Below are 22,999 nucleotides of genomic sequence, written 5' to 3'. Positions count from 1 at the left end.
CCATGGCCGCCGTTGCGCCTGCCACCCGAACCGAAACCGACTCCCTGGGAAGCAAGGAGATCCCTGCCGACGCGTACTGGGGGATCCATACGCTCCGCGCTGCTGAGAACTTCCCGATCACGAAGCGCCCGATCTCCGTCTACCCGGAGCTGATCGAGGCGCTCGCCATGGTCAAGCAGGCCAGCGCGCGTGCGAACAAGGAGATCGGCGCCCTCGACCCGGCCAAGGCCGACCTCATCGACGCCGCCGCGCAGAAGGTGATCGACGGCGAGTTCCACGACCAGTTCATCGTGGGCGTCATCCAGGGCGGGGCCGGCACCTCGACCAACATGAACGCGAACGAGGTCATCACCAACATCGCCCTCGAGCTCGCCGGCCGGGAGAAGGGCGACTACGCGTTCCTCTCGCCGATCGACCACACCAACCGCAGCCAGTCCACCAACGACGTCTACCCCACGGCCGTCAAGATCGGCCTGTCGCTCAACCTGCGCTCCCTGCTGGACGAGCTCGACCTGCTGCGCCTTTCCTTCCTGAACAAGGCGCGCGAGTTCCACGACGTGCTCAAGGTCGGCCGCACCCAGCTGCAGGACGCCGTGCCGATGACGCTCGGTCAGGAGTTCCACGGCTTCGCCTCGACCCTGGGCTACGACCACACGCGTCTCACCGAGAACGCCTGGCTCATGTACGAGATCAACATGGGCGCGACGGCGATCGGCACGGGCATCACGACCCACCCGAGCTACGCCCCGGCCGTGCTGAAGCACCTGCGCGAGATCTCGGGCCTCGACCTCGCCACGGCGAGCGACCTCGTCGAGGCGACGAGCGACACCGGATCCTTCATGTCGTTCTCCTCCTCGCTCAAGCGCAACGCGATGAAGCTCTCCAAGATCTGCAACGACCTGCGTCTGCTCTCCTCGGGTCCCCAGGCCGGTCTCGGCGAGATCAACCTGCCCGCCATGCAGGCCGGATCCAGCATCATGCCGGGCAAGGTGAACCCGGTGATCCCCGAGGTCGTGAACCAGGTGGCCTTCGCCGTCGCGGGCGCGGACGTGACGGTCACGATGGCGTCCGAGGCCGGCCAGCTGCAGCTCAACGCCTTCGAGCCCGTCATCGCGCACTCGATCTTCCAGTCGATCACCTGGATGCGCCAGGCCATGTGGACCCTGCGCGTGAACTGCGTCGACGGCATCACCGCCAACCGGGACCGCCTGGGTGCGATGGTGGGCTCCTCGGTCGGCGTGATCACCGCGCTCACGCCGTTCATCGGCTACGCCGCGTCGGCCGCGCTCGCCAAGACCGCGCTGCTGACGAACCGCAACGTCGCCGACCTCGTGGTCGAGGCGGGCCTGATGTCCCGCGAAGAGGTCACCAAGCAGCTGTCGCCCGCGCGCCTGTCGGGCCTCGAGACGATCACGGCGGCGATCCCGGTGATCCCCGTGAAGGACCTCGACGCCGCGGTCTGATCCGCCCGGAAGCCTGAACGGCCCGCCACTTCTGCGAGTGGCGGGCCGTTCGTCGTCTCCGATCCTTGCCTTCCTGAGATCTATGCGCTTAGATCGAGGAAGAGCGAGAATCTATGCGCTTAGATTCAGATCGATGGACGCTTCAAGGAGGAAGACGTGAAAAGCAGGACAGCTCTGGCCGGGATCGCGGCTCTCGCAGCGATCGGCCTCGCACTCACGGGGTGCGGGCGTGCGGAGGGCGGCTCGTCCGGGCCGAGCGCGACAGCGGTGAAGCTCGACGATGCGCCGGCCACCGGGACGATCACGATGTGGGCGATGGGCGCGGAGGGGGAGGCCCTGCCCGACTTCGTCAAGACCTTCGAGAAGGCGAACCCCGGAGTCACGGTCAAGGTGACCGCGATCCCGTGGGACGCCGCGCACAACAAGATCCAGACCGCGATCGCCGGCGGCAACACCCCCGACATCGCGATGATGGGCACGACCTGGATGGCCGACTTCGGCGACGCCTTCGGAACCGTTCCGGACGGGATCGACACGTCCGGGTTCTTCGACGGCGCGGTGAGCTCGACCAAGATCGGCGACCGTGCCGCCGGGATCCCCTGGTACGTCGACACCCGCGTGCTGTACTACCGCACCGACCTCGCCGCGAAGGCCGGCTGGACCAAGGCTCCGACCTCCTGGGACGAGCTGCAGCAGATGGCGGGGGACATGCAGGCCAAGGCCGGGACGAAGTGGGGCATCCGCATGCCCGCGGGCAACGACTCGTTCCAGGGTGCGTTGTGGATGCCGTGGTCGGCGGGCGCCGAGGTCTCCGACGGCAAGAAGTGGACGCTCGACACTCCGGAGATGACCAAGGGCATCGAGTACTACAAGAGCTTCTTCGACAAGAAGCTCGCGGATCCGAACGCCGACACCTCGGCCGGCGCCGTCGAGTCGGAGTTCGTCGCCGGCACGACGCCGATGGTCGTCGAGGGCCCGTTCCTGCGGGGTCAGCTCGCCTCGGTCGGCGGAGCGGACTTCGCGGACAAGTACGCCACGGCCGTGCTCCCCGCGGACAAGGCGTCGGTGTCGTTCAGCGGCGGCGCGAACCTCGTGGTGTTCGACGGCAGCAAGAACGCGTCCTCGGCATGGAAGCTCGCGCGCTGGCTCGCCGAGCCGAAGATCCAGGCGGAGTTCTACGCGGCGACGGGAGATCTGCCCGCGGCGAAGGCCGCCTGGGAGGAGAAGGCCGTCTCCTCCGACGCGAGCCTCGCGACCTTCGGGACCCAGCTGGAGACGGCGAAGGCTCCGCCCGTGTCGACCTCCTGGGTGCAGGTGGCGGCCAAGGGCGATCAGGCGCTCGAGTCGATCCGCCGCGGCGGCGTCTCGGTCGCCGACGCCCTCGAGAAGCTGCAGTCGGACGCCGACACGATCGGACTGAAGTGAGATGACGGCCACCGTCCTCTCCGCCGCCGGAGCCCGCGCGGGCTCCGGCGGCGGGAACGGGCGGCGCGGCGACGGCATGTTCGCCGCGGCCCGTCGCCGCCGAGCCCTCATCGCGTGGGGCTTCGCCCTGCCGTTCGTGCTCGTCTTCGCGGTCTTCATGATCGTGCCGATCGTCGGCTCGCTCGCGATGTCGTTCACCGACTTCACGGCCCGGGACATCGGCTCGCCCTTCGCCGTCGACGCCGTCGGCCTGGAGCAGTACGTCACGCTCTTCCGGGATCCGCGGTTCCTCACCTCGCTGGGGGTGACGGGGGTGTTCGTGGTCGTGGGCATCCCGGTGACGATGATCGTCGCCCTGGCCCTCGCCCTGGCGCTGAACAGCGGCAAGGGGAGGCTGGTCGCCTTCTTCCGGGTCGGCTTCTACGCGCCGGTGGTCACGAGCATCGTGGCCGTCGCCGTCGTCTGGCGGTACATCCTGCAGCCGGACGGACTGCTGAACACCGCACTCGCCGCGATCGGCATCCACGGGCCCAACTGGCTGAACGATCCCGCCTTCGCGCTCCCGTCGCTCATCCTCATGGCGGTGTGGCGCAACGTGGGCACCCTCATGGTGATCTTCCTCGCGGGACTCCAGGCGGTGCCCGAGGACGTCTCAGAGGCGGCGATCATGGACGGGGCCTCGCCCTGGCGACGACTGATCTCGGTCACCCTGCCGCTGCTGCGGCCCACGCTCCTGCTCGGGGCCGTGCTCATCTCCGTCGGCTACCTGCAGTTCTTCGAGGAGTCCTTCGTGATGACCAAGGGCGGGCCCCTGGACTCGACGCTCTCCGTGGCGTTCTACACCTACCAGCAGTTCGGGTTCGGCGAGTACGGCCTCGCGTCCGCGGCCAGCTACGTGCTGTTCCTCGTGATCGCGCTCGTGAGCCTGCTGCAGTTCCGCCTGCTGCGATCGAAGGACTGACCCATGGCTCTCGCGCAGACCGCACCCCCGACCCGCAGACGCCGGCCGCGCCGCCTGAGCGGCAGGGCGACGTCGTACGGCGTGCTCACCGTCGGCCTGGCGATCTGGCTCCTCCCGTTCCTGTGGATGGTGCTCGGATCCGTCAAGACGCAGGGGGAGATCCTGCGCCGGCCGCCCACATGGTGGCCGCAGGCGCCGACCGGCGCGAACTACGCGCAGTGGTTCGGTCCCCTCGACTTCTGGCACTTCTTCGGGAACAGCCTGATCGTCGCGCTCGTGACCGTGCTCGGCAACCTCGTCTTCTGCTCGATGGTCGGCTACGCGCTGGCCAAGATGGAGTTCCCGGGCAAGCGCATCCTGTTCGCCGCGGTGATGATCACGCTCATGGTGCCCGGCGTCGTGACCTTCGTGCCGCTCTTCGTGATGGTCTCCAAGCTCGGGCTCGTGAACAGCTATCCCGCACTGATCCTGCCGTTCATCACGGCGCCCCTGGGAGTGTTCCTCATGCGCCAGTTCATGGCGGGGATCCCGGACGCGCTGCTCGAGGCGGCGCGCCTGGACGGCGCGGGGGAGTGGAGGATCTTCCGCGGTGTCGTGATGCCGCTGTGCGGGCCGCCCCTGGCGACGCTCGGGATCCTCACGTTCCTGGGCTCCTGGAACAACTTCCTGTGGCCGCTCGTGGCGGCCCAGACCGAGGACATGTACACGCTGCCCGTCGCGCTGTCGTTGTACTCCACCGGCCAGAACGCCACCGACTACGGGCTGCTGCTCGCGGGCTCGGTGCTCGTGATCGCCCCGATCCTGCTGCTCTTCGTCTTCCTGCAGCGGTGGTTCATCCGGGGCGTCGCGACGACGGGCCTGAAATGACGCGACGAGGGAGAGGGACACCCATGAGGGATGAGTTTCGGACGACGGACGAGGGCGTGCGCTTCCGCGACCTCAACGGCAACGCAGTGATGGATCCGTACGAGGATCCGCGGCTGAGCGCCGAGGAGCGGGTCGAGGACCTGCTCGGCCGCCTGTCGATCGAGGAGAAGGCCGGGCTCCTGTTCCACACCGTCATCGAGATCGGTGACGACGGCGAGCTGCGCGAGGAGCCCGGCGCGATCTCGAAGTCTCCGACGACGGAGGTCGTGCTCCGCAAGCACCTCACGCATTTCAACGTGCACGGGATGCGGAGCGCGCGCGAAGGGGCCCGCTGGAACAACCGGCTCCAGGCCCTGGCCGCCGGCTCCCCGCACGGCATCCCGGTGACCATCAGCACGGATCCCCGGCACGCGTTCGTGGAGAACTCGGGCGTCGGGTTCGCCGCCGGTCCGTTCTCGCAGTGGCCGGAGCCGCTGGGGCTCGCGGCCCTGGACGATGTCGAGCTGGTGCGGCGCTTCGCGGAGATCGCCGGCCGGGAGTACCGCGCGGTGGGCATCCGGATGGCGCTGCACCCGCAGGTGGATCTGCCGACCGAGGCGCGCTGGGGACGCCAGGCGCAGACGTTCGGCTACGACGCCGAGCGCGTGGCCGAGATGACCGGCGCGTACCTCGAGGGGTTCCAGGGCGCCGTGCTCGGTCCGGAGAGCGTCGCCTGCGTCACGAAGCACTTCCCGGGCGGCGGGCCGCAGCTCGACGGCGAGGATGCGCACTTCCCCTACGGGCGGGAGCAGGTGTATCCCGGTGGGCGCTTCGACGAGCACCTGCGGCCGTTCGTCGAGGCGATCCGTCGGGGCACGGCGGGCATCATGCCGTACTACGGGATGCCGGTGGGGCTGGAGCGCAACGGCGAGCCGATCGAAGAGGTGGGTTTCAGCTACAGTCGGCAGATCGTCACCGACCTGCTGCGGGAGGAGCTGGGCTACGACGGCGTCGTGCTCAGCGACTGGGAGCTGATCAACGACAACCACGTCGGCGATCAGGTGCTGCCCGCACGGGCGTGGGGTGTGGAGGGGCTGAGCCCGCGGGAGCGGCTGCTGCGGCTGCTGGACGCGGGAGTCGATCAGTTCGGCGGCGAGGAGTGCGTCGAACTGCTCCTGGAGCTCGTGGCCGAGGGAGCGGTCAGCACGGCGCGGATCGACGTATCCGCGCGGCGCATCCTGCTCGTGAAGTTCCGTCTCGGGCTCTTCGACGACCCCTATGTGGACGAGGATGAGGCGGAGCGCATCGTGGGCGCTGCAGAGTTCCGCGCCGAGGGGGAGCGCGCCCAGGCCGAATCCCTCACGGTGCTGCAGAACCGGGACGACGCCCTCCCGCTGTTCCGGACCGGGCGGCAAAGGGTCTACGCCGAGGGCCTCTCGACCCCGGCGCTCGCCGAATACGCCGACCGGGTTGCGGCCCCGGAGGACGCCGACCTCGCGCTGGTGCGGATCGGGGCGCCGTTCGAGCCGCGCGACGACCTCTTCCTGGAGGCCTGGTTCCATCAGGGCTCGCTCGAGTTCCCGCCGGGGCTGATCGTGCGGCTGCGCCGGATCGCGGAGCACTGCCCGCTCGTGGTCGTCGTGGACCTCGACCGGCCCGCGATCCTGACACCGCTGATCCCGTTCGCGGCCGCGATCGCGGTGGAGTTCGGCAGCTCGGACGCCGCCGTGCTCGCAGCGCTCTCCGCGCGTACTCCGCCGCGCGGTGCTCTCCCCGTCGACATCCCGCGGTCGATGGACGCGGTGCGGGCCGCGTTCGCGGACGTCCCCGGGGGCACGGAGGATCCGGTCTTCCGCCGCGGCGCCGGCCTGACGATCTGCTGACCGCGCGCTCAGTAGAATCGCTCCGAAAGCGAGGTGCTCATGGCGTCGAGCCGGCCCACCGTCTATGACGTGGCGCAGCGTGCCGGGGTGTCGATCGCCACGGTCTCGTTCGCGTTCCGACGCCCCGACAAGGTGCGCGAGGACACCCGCCGGGTCGTGCTCGAAGCGGCGCGCGAGATCGGCTACGTGCCGAGCGGATCGGCGCGCAGCCTGGCGCGGGGGCGCACCGGCGTGCTCGGGCTGCACCTCTTCGACATGCTGCTCGACGAGGAGCCCGGGGCGACGCCCTCCACGCGCGGAGCCGCGCGGATCGACGGGGACGAGATCGACCTGGATGCCGACCCGGTGATCTGGGACGCCTCCGCGGACGAGCGCGAGAGCGACCCGCGCACCTTCCCGCTGTACGTCGACGAGGTGCAGCGGGGCTTCGTGCTCGAGTGCAAGCGCCACGGCACGGCGGTGCTGCTCTCCAGCGGCGGGGTCGGGGTGTCCGACCTGGCGGACACCGCCGGGCGGGTGGACGGCCTCGCCATCCTGCCCGGCCGATCGACGGCCGCGGCCATCGAGGCCGTGGCGGCACGCGTCCCGGTCGTGCAGTTGAGCAAGCGCGCGGGCATCGGCCACCGGGTCACCGTCGACAACGCCGGAGGAATGCGGATGCTCGTCGCGCACCTGCACGAGCAGCACGGCGCCCGGACCTTCGGCTGGGTCGGGGCGATCGGCGAGGACGACCTGGACGAGCGCCGCGAGGGGTTCCTCGCGGCGGTGCAGGGCATCGGCGGCGCCGAAGCGGAGACTCTCGACGACACCGATCTGGAGAGGATCCCCGCCTATCCGGTGCTGCGCGAGCGCGCCGGCGCGGGAACACTGCCGGATGCGCTGGTCTGCGGCAGCGACCAGACGGCGCTCCGCGTGATGGACGTGCTCCGCGGCGAGGGGATCGGCGTGCCGCGGGACGTGCTCGTGACGGGCTTCGACGGCATCCTGGCGAGCCGGCTGTCGTCGCCGGCCCTCACGACGGTGCGTCAGCCGATGGAGCTGATGGGCCGGATCGCGGCCCGGCTTCTGCTGACGGATCCCGGCGACGGAAGCGCGCCCGCGCGCACCGTGCGGCTCGCGACGGAGCTGCGCATCGGGGGCAGCTGCGGCTGCTGAGCCGCCCCCGGCGCGGCGGGGTCAGTCCAGGATCCGGCAGTGCGTGGTGAGCTCGCCGATCCCGTCGATGCCGACCGTCACGGTCGAGCGGTCGCGCAGGAAGATCTGCGGATCGCGGGAGTATCCGGCCCCGCCCGGGCTGCCCGTGGAGATCAGGGTGCCGGGCTGCAGGGTGAGCGAGCGCGACAGGTGCGCGATGAGCGCCGACACCGGTCGCACCATCTGGGAGGTCGACGCATCCTGAACGGTGTGCCCGTCGACCACGGTCCAGATGTGCAGATCCTGCGGATCCGGGATCTCGTCGGCGGTCACCACGACGGGTCCGGCGGGGGAGAAGCCGTCGAACGACTTGCACCGCGACCACTGCGCCTCGGCGAACTGGATGTCGCGCGCGGTGATGTCGTTGACGACCGTGTATCCCCAGACATGGTCGAGGGCGTCCTCGGCGGAGACGTCCTTGGCTGCGGTGCCGATCACGACGCCGAGCTCGGCCTCGTAGTCGACCGACTCCGACAGTGCGCGCGGCCAGGAGGTGGTCTGTCCGTGGCCGGTGAGGGAGTTCGGCCACAGCGTGAACACGGTCGGCGCGGTGTCCGTCTTGAGGCCGAGCTCGCTGGAGTGCGCCGCGTAGTTCAGCCCGACGGCGAGCACCACCGGGGGTGCGAGCACCGCGGTGCTGAAGGCGAAGCCGTCGAGGGGGTGCACCGGGGCGCCGCCCCGGGCGTGGGCCTCACGCACCCGGGCGAGGAGGTCGTCGCCGCCTTCGATGAGCTGCTGGAGTGTGGCAGGGGCCGGATCCACGAGGTCGGAGACGAGGGTCGCACCGTCGCCGTCGAGGACGGCGAGGGCGGGGACGTCGGACTCGGGACGGCGCAGATGAGCGAACCGCATGGTTCCACGCTACCGGGCGCGGCCACGACCCCGCCGGGGCGAGCCTCTAGGCTTTGGGCATGAGCTTTGGAGGACACGGCGACCCCGCCGCGCAGCGCCCGGCCCCGCACCCCGCAGCCGCGGCGCCGCATGTCGATCCGCAGCAGGCCACGCCGGCCGCCGCGCCGTATCCGCAGCAGTCGGCGTACGCGCCGCAGCCGCAGTACGTGCAGCCGCAGCTCTATCCGCAGACCGCGTCCACGCCGGTCTCCCCGGTGTACGGGTCCGTGCTCGCGCAGCGGCCGGAGCATCACGGCGTCGTCGCCTACAGCGCGTACGCCCCGCCCGCACCCGTGCAGGCCGTTCCGGCGCTGCCGGTGCCCTCGGCGAAGGGGCGCCATGCCTCGGTCTGGGCGTTCGGCGCGCTGGGCTTCGTGCTGCTGGGACTCATCGCCTACTTCGTGTGGGCGCTCGGGCCGGCGGCCTCGATGATCGGCATGGTGCTCGCGCTCGTCCCGCTGACGATCGTGTTCTTCGGAGTGTTCTTCATCGATCGCTGGGAACCGGAGCCCCGGTCTCTCGTGGCGTTCGCGATCGCGTGGGGGGCGATCGCCTCCGTGGGCCTCGCGCTCCTCGTCGATCTGCTGCTGACGCTCCTGCTCGGCCAGCGCGGCGACGACCTGACCGCCGTGATGCAGGCGCCGATCGTCGAGGAGACCGCCAAGGGGCTCGGCGTCTTCCTCGTCTTCCTGATGGCGCGGCGGTCGTTCGACGGCCCCATCGACGGCATCGTCTACGGGGCGCTCGTCGGAGCAGGGTTCGCGTTCACCGAGAACATCCAGTACTTCGCGATCAGCCTGATCGAGGGCGGTGCGCCCGACCTCACCGTCACGTTCGTGCTGCGCGGGCTCATGTCGCCGTTCGCCCACGCCATGTTCACCTCGGTGACGGGTTTCGCGATCGGGCTGGCGGCGCGGCGCGGCGCGTCCGCCGGGCGCGCCCTCGGCTTCGGCGCGATGGGGCTGCTCGGGGCCATCGCGCTGCACGCGCTGTGGAACGGATCGTCGATGATCGGCAACTTCTTCGTGCTCTACATCGTGCTGCAGGTCCCGCTGTTCGTCGGATTCATCGTCGCGATCATCCTGTTGCGCAAGGAGGAGGCCCGGCTCACCTACGCCCGCCTCGGGGACTACGCGACGGCCGGCTGGTTCACCCCGCAGGAGGTGTCGATGCTCGCGACCCCCGCGGGACGGCGTGCCGGCATGCAGTGGGCATCCGGTCTGCGCGGCGATCGGCGCCCGATCATGCGCGGGTTCATCAAGGACGCGACGACGCTCGCCTCGGTGCGCCAGCGCATCATCACCGGCCGGGATCCGCTGGCCGCCCAGGACGAGCAGACGTTGCTGCTGCGCACGCACGCCGCGCGGGACGCCCTGCTCGCGGTCTGAACAAGACTCAGCGCCCGGTGCTGCGGCGATGCCTGCAAGTCCTCCGGGCGCTGAGTTGATCTGCACTCAGAGTGCACCCGCCGTGCCGCGATGTCAAGGATCCGTTGCGGACTCCGGCCTCATCGCGGGGTTGTTCGCCGTCGGCGCAGTGCCTCGCGTTGACCCCGCCCGGCACGCTCCGGTTGGATGGAAGCATGACTGAGCGCACCAAGCCCGAGTTCGACGCCCCCACCGGTCCCGCCCCCACGGAGCTCGTGATCCGCGACCTCATCGAGGGAACCGGTGACGAGGCCAAGCCCGGCGACACCGTGACCGTGCACTACGCCGGAGTCGAGCACGACACCGGCGAGGAGTTCGACTCGTCGTGGGGCCGCGGCGAGACCATCCAGTTCCCCCTCCGCGGTCTGATCCAGGGCTGGCAGGAGGGCATCCCCGGGATGAAGGTCGGCGGACGTCGTGAGCTGATCATCCCGCCGCACCTCGCCTACGGACCCGCCGGATCCGGGCACTTCCTCGGCGGGAAGACCCTCATCTTCATCATCGATCTCGTCGCCGTCGGCTGACAGATCCCGATCGAAGGCCCCGTCATCGACGGGGCCTTCGTCGTGTCGGGAGGGAATCTCAGAAAAATCCGACGAGTCGGGAATGCATTCACGTGAATGGAGGTTGTGCCCTCATGTCGCCGAAACGCGGCCCGACGAACACTTCCGACGAGGAGCACTCATGACCATCGACATCCCCGGCTACCGCAGCGGCACCTGGAACCTCGACCCCGCCCACAGCGAGGTCACCTTCAGCGTCCGCCACATGATGATCTCGAAGGTGCGCGGCACGTTCGGCGTCAAGAGCGCGACCCTGGTCGCCCCCGAGAACCCGCTCGAGGCGCGGGTCGAGGCGAGCGTCGACGTGACCTCGCTGAGCACCGGCGACGCCGGGCGCGACGGCCACCTGATGTCCGGCGACTTCTTCGACGCCGAGAAGTACCCGACGATGGACTTCGTCTCGACGGGTGCGCGCGCCGAGAACGGCGAGCTGTTCGTCGACGGCGACCTGACGATCCACGGCGTCACCAAGCCGGTCACCTTCGAGCTGGACTTCGGCGGCTTCGGCTCCGACCCGTACGGCAACTACAAGGCCGGCGCATCGGCGAAGACCGTCATCAACCGCGAGGACTTCGGCCTCACGTGGAACGCCGCGCTGGAGACCGGGGGCGTTCTCGTCGGCAAGGACGTCACCATCACGCTCGACCTGCAGGGCGCCCTGGCGGCGTAACCGCAGCAGGGCAGAGGGCGGCGCCGCAGCACGCGGTGGCCGCCCTTCGTGCTGTGTGCGGTGTGAAGCCGGCGCCGGCCCCGGGGCGCGTCGCCCTGCGCGTCGCCGTCGACGCCGTCAGGCCGCAGGCTCGTCGATCAGTCGCGACCCCACCGCGCGCAGAGCCACGGCGGCCCAGGTGCGGAAGGGGCGCCACGCCTCGGCGATCCGCCGCAGCTCGTCGTCGCCGGGGGTGTGATCGAGCCCGTACAGCGCCTGCACCGCGGCCCGTGTGTGATCCTCCTGGGTCGACAGCACGTCGGTGAGCCCGCAGGCGCGGATGACGATGAGGGCGCTGTAGAACGGTCCGATGCCGGGAAGGCGCTGGACGTCGAGCATCGCCTCCTCCGGCGGCATCGCGGCGAGGCGCCGCGCGTCGAGCTGTCCGTCCAGGGCGGCGCGGGCGATGGCGTGGAGCCGGGGGATCCGGTCGGCGGGGAGCCCCGGGAAGGCGGTGAGCGCGAGCAACTGCTCGGGCAGCGGGAGTGCGGCCTCGTCCCGCCCCGCGAGCTCGAAGACGGCGCCGTGCTGCTCGGACAGGCGCCGGCGCAGCGCGATCCCTTGTCGTCGTGCCCGGCGCGCCGACAGCACGGCCCACACCGCCGCCTCGTACGGACTGTAGAAGTTGGACGGGCGGAATCCCGGCGAGGCGGCGTGCACCCGCGCGAGCACCGGATCCGCCGCGCACACGGCGGCCCAGGCATCGCCGTCGTGGTCCGCCGAGACCACGCGCGCCACCTGGGCCGCGATCGCGTCGAGGTCGCCCTCACCGTGCACGGTCAGGTCGAGGGCGTCGCCCTGCTGCCGCACCGCGACGCCGACCTGGGCATCGAGCCCGTCGGTGCAGAACGCGAGCCGCATGACGCCGTCGAAGGCGGATTCGTCGCGATGCCCGAATCCCATGAGAGCGACCTCGCGGAGGTCGTAGGGCCCGCGGAGGGGCAGCGTCGTCGTGCGAGTCGTCGTGCTCATGCCGCCAGTCTGCGCCGGGGGTCGGACAATCCGGCGAGGGCGGCGTCGCGGCGGCCCCGCGCGTCAGTGCGGGAGCGACAGCTCGGCGACGCGCGCCGGACCGGCGAATGCGTCGATCGCCGCGATCCTTTCTCCAACGACGTCGAACGCCATGACCGATACCGTGCGCGCGCCGACCGTGACCACGACACCCGGCAGGCCGTCCACGAGCACGGGACGGAGCACGGCATCCGGGACCGCGAACATGAGCGCGCGGCCTGCGACAGCGGCGTCCCCGCGTACGATCGCCGTGGCGGAGAGCCCCTGCTCGACCCGCAGCTCGACGTCGGGGGAGAGCAGCGACACCAAGCGGTCGAAGTCCCCCGCGCGGGCGGCCGCGAAGAACGCCTCGACGATGGGGCGTCGTTCCCGGGCGGGGCGGGGGGTGGCGACATCCGCCGAGCGCACCCGGCGGCGTGCACGGCTGGCCAGCTGCCGCACCGCATCGGGCGAGCGTTGGAGCAGGCTCGCGATCTGCTCGAAGGGCACGTCGAACGAGTCGTGCAGCACGAACGCCACGCGTTCGGCCGGGGAGAGACGCTCGTGCACCAGTGCCAGCGCGGCGCCGACGGCCTCGGCCTGCAGCGCCTCCTCCTGCGGGCCGGGCTCCCGCTCATCTGTCTCGATGACGGGACCCGTCGTATCGTCATCGAGCGGGATCTCACCTCGTGAGGCGCGAGAACGCAGCACATTCAGACAGGCGCGGGATGCGATCGTGGTCAACCAGCCGCCGAGGTTCTGTACGTCGTCCGCGCCGGCTGCGGACGCCCGCAGCCAGACGTCCTGCACGATGTCATCGACCTCCGCCGTGGATCCGAGCATGCGTTGCGCGAGCCGGCGCAGCCGTGGTCGATGCTCCTCGAAGCTCGCGGCGAGAGAAAGTTGGTCCGTCATGTCACATCTCCTCCGGCTCGCGTGTCATCAGAGTGACCGCCCGGATCGGCGGCATCTGACGAGAAGAACGGGAAGAGTCTGACATGACCATCGACCAGACCATCGACACCACGGCCGCCGTCGCGATCAAGGCGCGGATGCCGCACCCCGCGTTCCTGCTGGAGGGCGGGTTCGACGCACTCACCGCGCTCAGCAGGGTGGCCGGTTCGACCGATCTGCCGGAGGAGCTGCTGCACCTGGTGCACCTGCGGGCCAGTCAGATCAACGGCTGCAGCTGGTGCACGATCGAGCATTCCAAGGAGATGCGTGCGGACGGAGCGAGCGAGGAGCGCGTCTTCGGCGTCGCGGCCTGGCGTGAGGCGCCGCTGTTCACCGCGCGGGAGCGGGCCGCGCTGGCGCTCACCGAGGCGCTCACCCGGATCGCGGACAAGGCCGATCCAGTGCCCGACGAGTTGTGGGCCGAGGTGTCCGCGCAGTTCGACAAGCGCCAGCTGTCCGCCCTGATCGTGGCGATCAGTGCGATCAACGTGTGGAACCGCATCAACGTCGCGATCCGTCAGCCTGCCGGTCAGCGCTGATGAGCACAGGGGATCCGCAGCCTCCGTCCATCGGCGTTCAAGGCTGCGGATCCTCGGCGTCGTACGCACGGAAGCGCGGGCTGAGCCGCACGAACAGCGCGACGAGACCGATCACGAGCAGCCCGCCGAGCAGCGGCGGGAACCACAGTGCGGTGAGCGAGGCCAGCGCTCCGGCGTAGAGGGCGCCGAGGCGCGGGCCCCCGGCGACGACGATGATGAAGACGCCCTGCAGGCGGCCGCGCATCGTGTCGGGGACAGCCGCCTGCATCATCGTGTTGCGGTAGATCGAGCTGACGTTGTCCGCGGCTCCCGAGAACGCCAGGGCGAGGCAGCCGAGCGCGATCAGCAGCACGTTGGGCGCGGCGGCAGTGGCGTGTCCCGCGGGGAGGAGCGCGCCGATCAGCAGGACGGCGCCGAACAGCGCGATCGCCGCGCCGTAGGCCTGCACCGCCCGGGCGATGCCGCGGCCGTGCCAGCGGTAGTGCACGATCCGCCCCGAGAACAGGCTCGAGAGGAACGTCCCGACCGCGACGGCTGCGGTGAGCAGGCCCGTGGTGACCGCTCCTCCGCCCAGGATCACGGTGCCGAGCGCGGGGAAGAGAGCCAGCGGCTGGCCGAAGGTCATGGCGCAGATGTCGAGGATGTACTGCATCCGGATGTTGCCGGCGCGCCGGAGGAAGCGCCAGCCGTCGACGAGCGAGGCGAGGCCGGGGCGCACGATCTCGCCCTCCGGCTTGAGAGCGGGGAGGGTCCACAGCCCGAGGAACATGGACAGCATCAGGATCACGTCGATCGTGTAGGTCCAGCCGTAGCCGGTGAGCGCCACGAGCACGCCGGCGAGCGCGGGGCCCGCCATGACGGTCATGCCGAAGGCCACGCCGTTGAGCGCCGAGGCCGGCGCGAGCAGCTCACGGGGGAGCAGGCGGGGCACGATCGCGGTGCGCGTGGCCATTCCGACCGAGTTGGCCGCGGCGATGATCATGCTCAGCGCGTAGAGCCACCAGATGGTCTCGCGGTGCGTCCAGGTGAGGGTCGCCAGCAGCGCGGTCGCGGCGAAGGTGATCACGGCGGCGATGAGTGCGACCCGCCGGCGGTCGAACGCGTCGGCGAGCATGCCGCCGTACAGGCCGGCGAGGATCATCGGGACGAGTCCTGCGACGGCGATCATGGAGACGGCGAAGGTGCTCTGCGTGAGCTCGAACACGTGCAGCATGACGGTCACGACCGTGAGCTGCCCGCCGATGCCGCTGAGGGTGGATCCGATCCACATCCGGGCGAACGCCGGGCTCTGCCGGAACGGGCTCAGGTCGATCAGATGGCTCACCCGTCGAGCGTAGCGGCGCTGCGGAGGCCGGGGATCCGGCTCGGCGCACGGGACCTCTCCGTGCTGATAGACTTGTGCGGTTGCCGTTCGATCGGCCGCGGATAAAGAGAGCCCACGCATTCGGCGTCGGGCACCGCGCAGCAAAGAGGAAGGGGATCACCTATGGCACTGGATGCAGACGTCAAGAAGGCGATCATCGAAGAGTACGCGACGCACCCCGGTGACACCGGATCCCCCGAGGTGCAGGTTGCGATGCTGACGCAGCGCATCAAGGACCTCACCGAGCACCTCAAGGAGCACAAGCACGACCACCACTCGCGTCGTGGTCTGTTCCTGCTCGTCGGTCAGCGTCGTCGTCTGCTCGGCTACCTCCAGGATGTCGACATCGAGCGCTACCGCTCGCTGATCGAGCGTCTCGGGCTCCGCCGCTAAGGCAGCCAGCGTACAATCGCGCAAAACATTCTTGCGAGGCCCGTCCCACGGTGTGGGGCGGGCCTCGACCTTTGTCGCGCCCTGTCCCCGCGGTCGGACGGGCTCGCGCTCCGGCGTCGAGTGGACGGGACCCCGTCGAGCGCACGGCCTGATCGCGTCGACAGCCCGTCCGCTCGGCAGCATCCCGTGCCGTCGTCGGACCCGGCCCGTCGCGGCCATTGATCCTGACGCAACTTTCCTGTAGGAAAGCAGAAGAAGCTTTCCCTCAGGAAAGCGAGATCGGCGATTCGGGGGGATCGATGGAGCAGCGGGCCATGCGGGGTGCGGAGCCCCTGGAACAGCCGGATGCGGTCACCGCGCAGGCCTATCTGGACGTGTTGCCCGACGTCCGGCAGCGTGCCGACGGCGTGCTCGATCTGCGGCGGCTCGGGCGTCTGTACATCGTGGAAGGCATCGCATCCGCCCTGTACGTCGGCGTCTATTTCATCGCCTGGGGGCTGCATCGGCAGAATCCCGACCTGCCCATCGCACCGATGAGCCTCCTCGCCGTCCTCCTCATCTGGTCGTTTCTCGCGCGCGAAGTCAGGGAAGGATACGGCGCCCGCCGCGTGCTTCGGGGTGCGCGTGCGGTCGCCTACTACGGCCTCGCCATCACCGGTGCCGTGCTCGGGCTCGCGCTCGTTCTCATCGATGGGTTCCTCGGCGCCTTCTCGTGGTTCTGGCTTCCCTTGCCCTCACTGCTCTTCCTCGCCGGAGGACTTTCGGCCGGTCTGTCTCTGCGCCATGACGGGCGGTACGACCCTTCCCGCACTGCGCCCGCGCGGGCGCCGTTCACCCGCACGGCACGGGTCGGCACGCTGGCGGTGGGTGCCTGCCTCGCGATCAGCGTCGCCCTCAGCGGGGTGGCGGCGGTCCCGGGATGGGGCCCCGGCGTCAGCTCCTTGGGGGTGTGCGCCGTCGTGATCCTCTCCCTGATCGCGGTGCTGACACGGTGGTGCGCGGATCTGGGCGGCACCTGGCGGGCGCCGCAGTGGACCATGTTCGGGTTCGGCGCATCCGCCGCGGCGGCGATGGTGCTCCTCACCAGCACGCGTCCAGCGCTCGCGCCGGCGCTCGGCTTCGCCCTCGGGGCCGTGGTCCTGGTCCTGGCGGCGATCGTCAGTCGGCTCCCGGGACGCGGCGATGACTGAGGAGCGCCGCATCGACGACACGGACGGCATGCACGAGCGGCTCGCCGCGCAGGCCGCGCTCGACGCGGTGCCCGCGATCGGTGCGGCATGGCGTCCCCCGCAATCGACGGCGTTCGCGATCTCCGCCGTGATCACCTGCGTCGCGCCGATTCCGGCATTCGCGACCCCGTTGCACGGCGGCACGATCGGTGGCATCGCCGCGGGCGCGATCCTGGCGCTCTTCGTCGTCGCGGCGCTCTGGCCGGCCGGTCGCGATGACTGAGCCGCATCCGCGAATGCGCCTCGATGACACCTTCGCCGGCGCGATCCGCTTCTCGATGATGGCTGCCCTGCGCGATGGCGTGGAGATGGACTTCGCGACGCTCGCGCACGTGCTGCAGGCGAACGACTCCGCGGTGAGCAAGGCGATCGCCGCGCTGTCGGACGCCGGCTACGTCGTCAGCAGGAAGGGGCAGGTTGGCACCCGGCCGCGTACCTGGGTGCGCGCCACAGCGTCCGGTGAGCGGGCGTTCGAGGCGCACGTGCAGGCGCTGAGGGACATCGTCGCCGGTGGCAGACCCGACATCTGATCCCGCTCGCGATCGGCATCCGCGCGAGAAACCACGTCCTGCGCGAGACATCACATCAGACGTCGTCTCTCGTGCAGGAGGTGGTTCTCGCGGCGCAGCGGACGCGACGGCGTGGTCAGCGCCGGATCAGCGACACCGGACGGCGGCGGATCACAAGCGCCACGGATCCCGCGAGCAGCAGCGCGCAGACCGCCATGATCAGCAGACTCGGCGTCCAGGTGCCGGTCGCGTCGTGGACGACGCCGAGCAGCAGGCTTCCGATGCCGGCGACGGCATAGCCCGCGCCCTGGGCGATCGCCGAGAGGATCCCCGCGGACGACTCGTCGGCGGCGAGGCTGACGAGCAGCCCCATGGCGAGCCCGAAGCCGGCGTTCTGCACGATCCCGAGCACCGTCACGACCACCGGATCATGACCGCCGTCCAGGGCGAACCACACGAAGCCCGCCGCCATGACGAGACCGAGGCCGGGACCGAACCAGGTCAGTATCCGGCGCCGGCGCGCGATCACCGGCGCCACCAGGGTCGGCACGAGCCCGATCAGGCTGAACCAGCCCAGGAGCCCGCCCGCGGCCGCCCGCGATTCGCCGTGCGAGGACAGCATCAACGGAAGCCAGGTGGTGACGGCGAAGTACAGCAGCGCCTGCAGCGAGAAGACCGCCGTCATCACGGCGACGGACACCCGTGCCTCGGCGGGAATGGAGACCGGCTCCCGGATCGGCGCGGTGGCCGCCGATCCGCGGCCCACGGCGAGCATCGCCAGCGCGGCGAGCACCGCGAGCACGCTCCAGGCGGCGAGGGCCGGGCGCAGGCCGAACGCCTCATCCAGGGGCACGGCGAGTCCGGCGCCGAGCGCCGCGCCGATGCCGAAGGACATGCTGCTGAGGCCCACCCAGAGCCCGCTCGCGCCGAGCGCCTTGAGGTACGGCGGCAGCAGCGTCGCGGCGACCATGATCGCCGCCCCCGCGAGGAACGTGCCCGGCAGCAGCATCCACCCGCTGAGGACGCGCAGCACGAGGCCCGCGGCGAGCGCCGACATCGCGCCGAGGATCGCGCGGGTCGTCCCGAACCGCCGCGCCAGCAGCGGCCCGAGCAACGCGGTGAGACCGAAGGCGATCACGGGAAGCGTCGCGAGGAGGCTGCGCTCCACTCCGCCCAGGCCGAACTCGCTCGTCGCCTGATCCAGCAGCGCGGAGACCGAGGTGATCGCCGGTCTCAGATTGACGCCGACGAGGAGCGCGGCGCCGAGCGCGAGGGCTCGGGCGGCGGTCCCCGTCGGCGCGGGCCGGGCGCGGCCCCCCGCGCGCCCGGCCGGGACGACATGGCCGTCGACCCGATCAGCTCGCGAGGACACGGAGCCCATCGGCGACGACGCGTCCGTCGTGCAGGACGGTCCGGTCGGTGCCGCGGTCCATCACGGCGCTGGTGGGGGTCTGCCCGTCCACGAGCAGCAGGTCGGCCCGGTCGCCGATCGCCGTGCCGGGGCGGTCCTTCGCTCCCGCCAGGCGCGGCACGTCGTGCGACATGATGGCGGCTCCGCCCATCGTCGCGATGGCCAGGCACATCTCGATGTGCTCGTCGCGGCGGAAGTTGTTGGTGAACGCGAGCTGCCAGGTGCGGTCCAGCATGTCGCCGTTGCCGTAGGGGCTCCAGTAGTCGCGCTGGCCGTCCTCGCCGAGCCCGAAGCGCACGCCCGCCTCGGTGAGGGCGACGAGCGAGAGCTGGTTGCGCGCGGCCGGGGCGACGCTCGCCATGGCGATGTCGAGTTCGGCGAACTCCTCGATCAGGCGGCGACTCGTGGCCTCGTCCACGCCGCCGAGCTCGTAGGCGTGCGACAGGGTGACCTTGCCCTGCATGCCCAGAGCCCGCACCCGCTCGAGCACGAGGTCGGTGCTGAACACGCCGAGGTGTCCGGGTTCGTGCAGGTGGATGTCCACCTCGACCTGGTACTTCTCGGCGAGACCGAACACGACGTCGAGGTGGCGCACCGGGTCGCGGTCGAGCTGGGAGGGGTCGATCCCGCCCATGACGTCGGCGCCCTGCTTGAGGGACTCCTCGAGATAGTCGACGGTGCCCTCCTCGAGCAGGATCCCGGCCTGCGGGAACGTCATGACCTGCACTTCGGCGGCTCCGGCGAACTTCTCCTTGGCGGCCATCACCGAGTCGAACTTCTCCAGCTTGCAGTCCACGTCGACCTGCGCGTACGACCGGACCCGGGTGGTGCCGCGCGCGATCATCGTCTCCAGGGTCCCGGCGACGATCTCGGCATGGGGCACGTCGGTGTTGCGCCAGTTGCGGCGGTCGTTCATCATCATCGCCCACACCCCGGGGGCGCCCGTGTGCTCCCGGAACGGAAGCCCGATGCGCGAGGAGTCCAGGTGCACGTGCACGTCGCTGAACGAGGGCAGCAGCAGCCGGCCGCGACCGTCGACGTCTCCTGCCCCGAGCGGGACGCTCTCATCGTGGGGGCGCACGGCGGCGATGCGGCCGTCCTCGATCACGACGTCGGATGCGGGGCCGCCCCAGGGGCGGGCGTCACGAATCAGCAAGGATCTTCCTCTCTTCGGGGGAGCTCGCCGCGAACGCGGCGGCCTCGGCGGGGTGGTGGCAGGCGACGGCGCCGGTGGGCACCTGCTCCACGCACATCCTCTTCCTCTCCTCGTCGAGGAGGGCGAACACGGGGCAGCGCGTGCGGAACACGCAGCCGCTCGGCGGGTTCGACGGGTGCGGCAGGTCTCCGGACAGGCGGATGCGTCCGCTGCGGTCGGCGTTCGGGTCCGGCGAGGGCACCGACGACAGCAGCGACTGCGTGTAGGGATGCCGGGGCGCGTCGAACACCTCGTCCCTGGTGCCGATCTCCATGATCTTCCCGAGGTACATCACGGCCACATCGTTCGCGAAGTGCTTGACGACGGAGAGGTCGTGGGCGATGAACACGTAGGAGATCCCGGTGTCGTCCTGGATGTCCTGGAGCAGGTTGATCACCTGCGCCTGCACCGACACGTCCAGCGCCGAGACGGGCTCGTCGCAGATCACCACGTCGGGTTCGAGCGCGAGCGCGCGGGCGATCCCGACGCGCTGCTTCTGCCCGCCGGAGAACTCATGAGGGAAGCGGTTGTAGTGCTCCGGCCGCAGCCCGACGCGATCCATGAGCGACTGCACGCGCACCTTCAGGCCCTCCTTCGGGGCGATGCCCTGCGCGCGCAGCGGCGCGGCGATCGCGGCGCCCACGCTCTGTCGGGGGTTCAGCGACGATGCCGGATTCTGGAACACCATCTGCACCCGCCGGCGGAAGTCCTGCAGCTCGGACCCGGTGAGCCCCGCGACGTCGGCGCCGTCGAGTCGGATGCTGCCGGCGGTCGGCGTCAGCAGGCGCATGAGCAGGCGGCCCGTCGTCGACTTGCCGCACCCGGACTCGCCGACGAGGCCCAGCGTCTGGCCGCGCTCGAGGCTGAACGAGACCCCGTCGACGGCGCGCACGGTGCTCTTCGGGCGGAGGAAGCCCTTCGACACGGAGAAGTGCTTGGTGAGGGACTCGACCTGCAGCAGCGGTGCGCTCATCGTGCGGCCTCCGTCATCGTGGGGGCGCCGGGGGCATCCGCGACGCCGAGGTTCTCGGACAGGTGGCACCGGGAGCGGTGCGATCCGGCCCCGTGCAGCTCCGGCCGCTCGGTGATGCAGCGATCCCCGGGCACCAGGTGCCGCACCGGGCAGCGCTCGGCGAACAGGCAGCCCTGCGGAAGGTTCAGCAGAGAGGGCGGGAACCCCGGGATCGGCGTGAGCCTGCCGGCGTCGTCCGCCATCGAGGGCATCGAGGCGAGCAGCCCCTTCGTGTACGGGTGGGCGGTGTGCGCGAACGCGTCCTGCACCGTGGCGTGCTCGACGCACTGACCGCCGTACATGACGACGACGCGCTGGCAGACCTCGGCGACGACGCCGAGGTCGTGCGTGACGTAGACGACCGCGGATCCGGTCTCCTGCTGGAGCGAGGCGATGAGGTCCAGGATCTGCGCCTGGACGGTCACGTCCAGTGCCGTGGTGGGCTCGTCGGCGATGAGGAGCTCCGGCTCGCAGATCAGGGCCATCGCGATCATCGCACGCTGCCGCATGCCGCCCGAGAACTCGTGCGGGTAGGAGTCGTAGCGGGAGACCGGATCCGGGATCCCGACCCGCGCGAGCATGTCGATCGCCTGGGCCCTGGCCGCCTTCGCGCTCACGGCGTTGTGCACGCGGTACGCCTCGGCGATCTGCGTGCCGACCGTGTAGAAGGGGTGCATGGCCGACAGCGGATCCTGGAAGATCATGCCGATCTTGCGGCCCCGGTAGGGGCGCATCTCGTTCTCGCTGAGCGGCACGAGGTCGGTCCCCTCGAAGAGGATCTGCCCGCTGACCCGCGCGCTGGTCCCCTTGAGCAGTCCCATCAGGGTCTGGCTGGTGACCGTCTTGCCGGATCCGGATTCGCCCACGATGCCGATCGTGTCGCCGCGCTCGAGGGTGAGATCCATGCCGTTGACGGCGTGCACGAGCCCGTCGTCCGTGGGGAAGTCCACCCGCAGGTCGCGGATGTCCAGGAAGGGGGAGGCCATCAGCTGATCCTCACTCTGGGGTCGATGCCGGCGTAGACCAGGTCGACGATGACGTTGGCGGTGATGATGAAGAACGCGGCGAGCATGGTGATCGCCATCGTCACGGGCAGGTCGCCGGCCACGGCCGCGTGCACCGCGGTGAATCCGAGGCCGGGGACGGAGAAGATCTGCTCGGTGAGCACGGCGCCGCCGAGGAGCGCGCCGATGTCGAGGCCGAGCATCGTGACGATCGGGGTGATGCCGGCGCGGACGCCGTGCCGGAACACGATGGCGCGCCGTCCGAGACCCTTGGCGCGGGCGGTGCGCATGAAGTCCTCGCCGAACGTCTCGATCATGTTGTTGCGGGTGATGCGGATGTACTGCGCGCTGAACAGCACCGCGAGCGCGATCCAGGGCAGCAGGTAGTTCGTGAACCAGGCGGCCGGGCCCTCGGGGCCGGCGGGGCTGAAGATCTGGTTGCTGGTGAACGGCAGCCAGTGCAGGGTGCTGACGAAGACGAGCAGCAGCAGGAGACCGGTGACGGGGATCGGCAGCGAGACCCCCACCGAGGCGGCGCCGACGATGATCTTGTCCGTCGGCCTGCCCTTGCGCAGCGCAGCCAGCAGGCCGAGCCCCACGCCGGCGATCGTCCACAGCACGACGGCGCCGACCGCGATCGACAGCGTGTACGGGAGGGCGCGGGCGAGCACGTCGGTGACGTTCTCGTTGGTCTGGAAAGACTTGCCCAGGCACGGCCAGGCGCAGAGCTGCTCCGCGCCGGGGGCGCCGATCATCCGCGGGCCGATGAAGCCGGAGAGGTAGGCGAAGTACTGCACGAAGAAGGGCTTGTCCATGCCGAGCGCGATGCGCGCCTGCTCGATGCGCTCGGGCGTGCACTCCTGCCCGCAGGCGGCCGCCGCGGGGTCGGAGGGGCCGATCTGGAAGAGCGCGAACGTGACGAAGCTCACGACGAGGAGAAGGATGACGAGGCCCGCCACGCGGCGGACGAGGAATCCGAACATTGCTGTCCCGTGCGGGGCCGGCCGATGCTGCCGGCCGGCCCCGTCCTTTCAGGGG

23 protein-coding genes are annotated in these 22,999 nt (G+C 70.5%); 14 read left to right on the top strand and 9 right to left on the bottom strand.

The genetic code is table 11. The annotated features are described in order from the left end of the window. Positions 1–2 precede the first annotated feature (2 nt). The 6 genes from J8G10_RS11320 (at position 3) to J8G10_RS11295 (ending at position 7,733) form a co-directional block, all read left to right on the top strand. On the top strand, positions 3–1,463 hold the full coding sequence (locus tag J8G10_RS11320) for an aspartate ammonia-lyase (protein ID WP_251444585.1): 1,461 nt from the start codon (positions 3–5) through the stop codon (positions 1,461–1,463). 156 nt (positions 1,464–1,619) lie between these two features. Next, positions 1,620–2,888, top strand: coding sequence for an extracellular solute-binding protein (locus J8G10_RS11315; protein ID WP_251444583.1), 1,269 nt, complete (start codon positions 1,620–1,622; stop codon positions 2,886–2,888). Between the two features lies 1 nt (position 2,889). Further along, positions 2,890–3,849, top strand: a complete 960-nt coding sequence (locus tag J8G10_RS11310; RefSeq protein WP_251444581.1) for a carbohydrate ABC transporter permease — start codon at positions 2,890–2,892, stop codon at positions 3,847–3,849. A gap of 3 nt (positions 3,850–3,852) precedes the next feature. After that, entirely contained in the window at positions 3,853–4,716 is an 864-nt protein-coding gene (locus J8G10_RS11305; protein WP_251444578.1) for a carbohydrate ABC transporter permease, read from the top strand. A 23-nt stretch (positions 4,717–4,739) separates the two neighbouring features. Then, positions 4,740–6,578: a glycoside hydrolase family 3 protein gene (locus J8G10_RS11300; protein WP_251444576.1), complete on the top strand. Its 1,839-nt coding sequence runs from the start codon at positions 4,740–4,742 to the stop codon at positions 6,576–6,578. A 39-nt stretch (positions 6,579–6,617) separates the two neighbouring features. Further along, complete coding sequence (locus J8G10_RS11295) at positions 6,618–7,733, top strand: LacI family DNA-binding transcriptional regulator (RefSeq protein WP_251444574.1); 1,116 nt, start codon at positions 6,618–6,620, stop codon at positions 7,731–7,733. A gap of 21 nt (positions 7,734–7,754) precedes the next feature. Here J8G10_RS11295 and J8G10_RS11290 read toward each other — a convergent pair whose 3' ends face one another. Beyond that, positions 7,755–8,624, bottom strand: a complete 870-nt coding sequence (locus J8G10_RS11290; protein WP_251444572.1) for a fumarylacetoacetate hydrolase family protein — start codon at positions 8,622–8,624, stop codon at positions 7,755–7,757. A 59-nt stretch (positions 8,625–8,683) separates the two neighbouring features. Between J8G10_RS11290 and J8G10_RS11285 the strand changes: the two genes are divergently transcribed. From J8G10_RS11285 to J8G10_RS11275, 3 genes are all read left to right on the top strand, one after another. Then, a complete protein-coding gene (locus tag J8G10_RS11285) occupies positions 8,684–10,051 on the top strand; it encodes a PrsW family intramembrane metalloprotease (RefSeq protein WP_251444570.1) in 1,368 nt (455 codons plus the stop codon). Positions 10,052–10,245: 194 nt separating this feature from the next. Next, positions 10,246–10,614 carry an FKBP-type peptidyl-prolyl cis-trans isomerase gene (locus J8G10_RS11280; protein WP_251444568.1) on the top strand — a complete coding sequence of 123 codons (369 nt, stop codon included), beginning with the start codon at positions 10,246–10,248 and terminating at the stop codon, positions 10,612–10,614. Positions 10,615–10,774: 160 nt separating this feature from the next. Then, complete coding sequence (locus J8G10_RS11275) at positions 10,775–11,323, top strand: YceI family protein (protein ID WP_251444566.1); 549 nt, start codon at positions 10,775–10,777, stop codon at positions 11,321–11,323. A 117-nt stretch (positions 11,324–11,440) separates the two neighbouring features. Here the strand turns inward: J8G10_RS11275 and J8G10_RS11270 are convergent, their stop codons facing one another. Together J8G10_RS11270 and J8G10_RS11265 are read right to left on the bottom strand one after the other, a co-directional pair. Beyond that, the gene (locus tag J8G10_RS11270) at positions 11,441–12,334 is read right to left on the bottom strand and encodes a DNA-3-methyladenine glycosylase (RefSeq protein WP_251444564.1); all 894 of its coding nucleotides are present in this window, start codon (positions 12,332–12,334) and stop codon (positions 11,441–11,443) included. A 63-nt stretch (positions 12,335–12,397) separates the two neighbouring features. Next, positions 12,398–13,267, bottom strand: a complete 870-nt coding sequence (locus tag J8G10_RS11265; protein ID WP_251444563.1) for a sigma-70 family RNA polymerase sigma factor — start codon at positions 13,265–13,267, stop codon at positions 12,398–12,400. 83 nt (positions 13,268–13,350) lie between these two features. Between J8G10_RS11265 and J8G10_RS11260 the strand changes: the two genes are divergently transcribed. Continuing rightward, on the top strand, positions 13,351–13,845 hold the full coding sequence (locus J8G10_RS11260; RefSeq protein WP_251444562.1) for a carboxymuconolactone decarboxylase family protein: 495 nt from the start codon (positions 13,351–13,353) through the stop codon (positions 13,843–13,845). 37 nt (positions 13,846–13,882) lie between these two features. Here J8G10_RS11260 and J8G10_RS11255 read toward each other — a convergent pair whose 3' ends face one another. Further along, positions 13,883–15,115 carry an MFS transporter gene (locus tag J8G10_RS11255; RefSeq protein ID WP_251445373.1) on the bottom strand — a complete coding sequence of 411 codons (1,233 nt, stop codon included), beginning with the start codon at positions 15,113–15,115 and terminating at the stop codon, positions 13,883–13,885. 216 nt (positions 15,116–15,331) lie between these two features. On the opposite strand from J8G10_RS11255, the gene rpsO reads away from it, so the two are divergent. The 4 genes from rpsO to J8G10_RS11235 all read left to right on the top strand — a co-directional run bounded on the left by rpsO (position 15,332) and on the right by J8G10_RS11235 (position 17,360). Beyond that, a complete protein-coding gene (gene rpsO / locus J8G10_RS11250; RefSeq protein ID WP_045251768.1) occupies positions 15,332–15,601 on the top strand; it encodes a 30S ribosomal protein S15 in 270 nt (89 codons plus the stop codon). A gap of 218 nt (positions 15,602–15,819) precedes the next feature. After that, positions 15,820–16,791 carry a hypothetical protein gene (locus tag J8G10_RS11245; RefSeq protein WP_251444561.1) on the top strand — a complete coding sequence of 324 codons (972 nt, stop codon included), beginning with the start codon at positions 15,820–15,822 and terminating at the stop codon, positions 16,789–16,791. Further along, complete coding sequence (locus J8G10_RS11240) at positions 16,784–17,053, top strand: hypothetical protein (protein WP_251444560.1); 270 nt, start codon at positions 16,784–16,786, stop codon at positions 17,051–17,053. The genes J8G10_RS11245 and J8G10_RS11240 overlap by 8 nt, the downstream gene beginning before the upstream one ends. Before the next feature lie 13 nt (positions 17,054–17,066). Next, positions 17,067–17,360: a transcriptional regulator gene (locus tag J8G10_RS11235; RefSeq protein WP_251444559.1), complete on the top strand. Its 294-nt coding sequence runs from the start codon at positions 17,067–17,069 to the stop codon at positions 17,358–17,360. Positions 17,361–17,475: 115 nt separating this feature from the next. On the opposite strand, the gene J8G10_RS11230 is transcribed toward J8G10_RS11235, so the two are convergent. From J8G10_RS11230 to J8G10_RS11210, 5 genes are read right to left on the bottom strand one after another with little or no spacing between them, the layout of a single operon-like run. After that, the gene (locus J8G10_RS11230) at positions 17,476–18,711 is read right to left on the bottom strand and encodes an MFS transporter (protein WP_251444558.1); all 1,236 of its coding nucleotides are present in this window, start codon (positions 18,709–18,711) and stop codon (positions 17,476–17,478) included. Then, on the bottom strand, positions 18,695–19,906 hold the full coding sequence (locus tag J8G10_RS11225; RefSeq protein WP_251444557.1) for an amidohydrolase family protein: 1,212 nt from the start codon (positions 19,904–19,906) through the stop codon (positions 18,695–18,697). Before J8G10_RS11225 ends, J8G10_RS11230 begins: the two co-directional genes overlap by 17 nt. Further along, on the bottom strand, positions 19,893–20,918 hold the full coding sequence (locus tag J8G10_RS11220; RefSeq protein WP_251444555.1) for an ABC transporter ATP-binding protein: 1,026 nt from the start codon (positions 20,916–20,918) through the stop codon (positions 19,893–19,895). The genes J8G10_RS11225 and J8G10_RS11220 overlap by 14 nt, the downstream gene beginning before the upstream one ends. After that, the gene (locus J8G10_RS11215) at positions 20,915–21,943 is read right to left on the bottom strand and encodes an ABC transporter ATP-binding protein (protein WP_251444553.1); all 1,029 of its coding nucleotides are present in this window, start codon (positions 21,941–21,943) and stop codon (positions 20,915–20,917) included. Before J8G10_RS11215 ends, J8G10_RS11220 begins: the two co-directional genes overlap by 4 nt. Continuing rightward, positions 21,943–22,944, bottom strand: a complete 1,002-nt coding sequence (locus J8G10_RS11210) for an ABC transporter permease (protein ID WP_251444551.1) — start codon at positions 22,942–22,944, stop codon at positions 21,943–21,945. The genes J8G10_RS11215 and J8G10_RS11210 overlap by 1 nt, the downstream gene beginning before the upstream one ends. Positions 22,945–22,999: the final 55 nt, after the last annotated feature.

Origin of the sequence: Microbacterium sp. USTB-Y, from assembly GCF_023703415.1 — a bacterium.
GTDB lineage: Bacteria > Actinomycetota > Actinomycetes > Actinomycetales > Microbacteriaceae > Microbacterium.
This window is presented reverse-complemented; position numbering and strand designations above follow the sequence as displayed.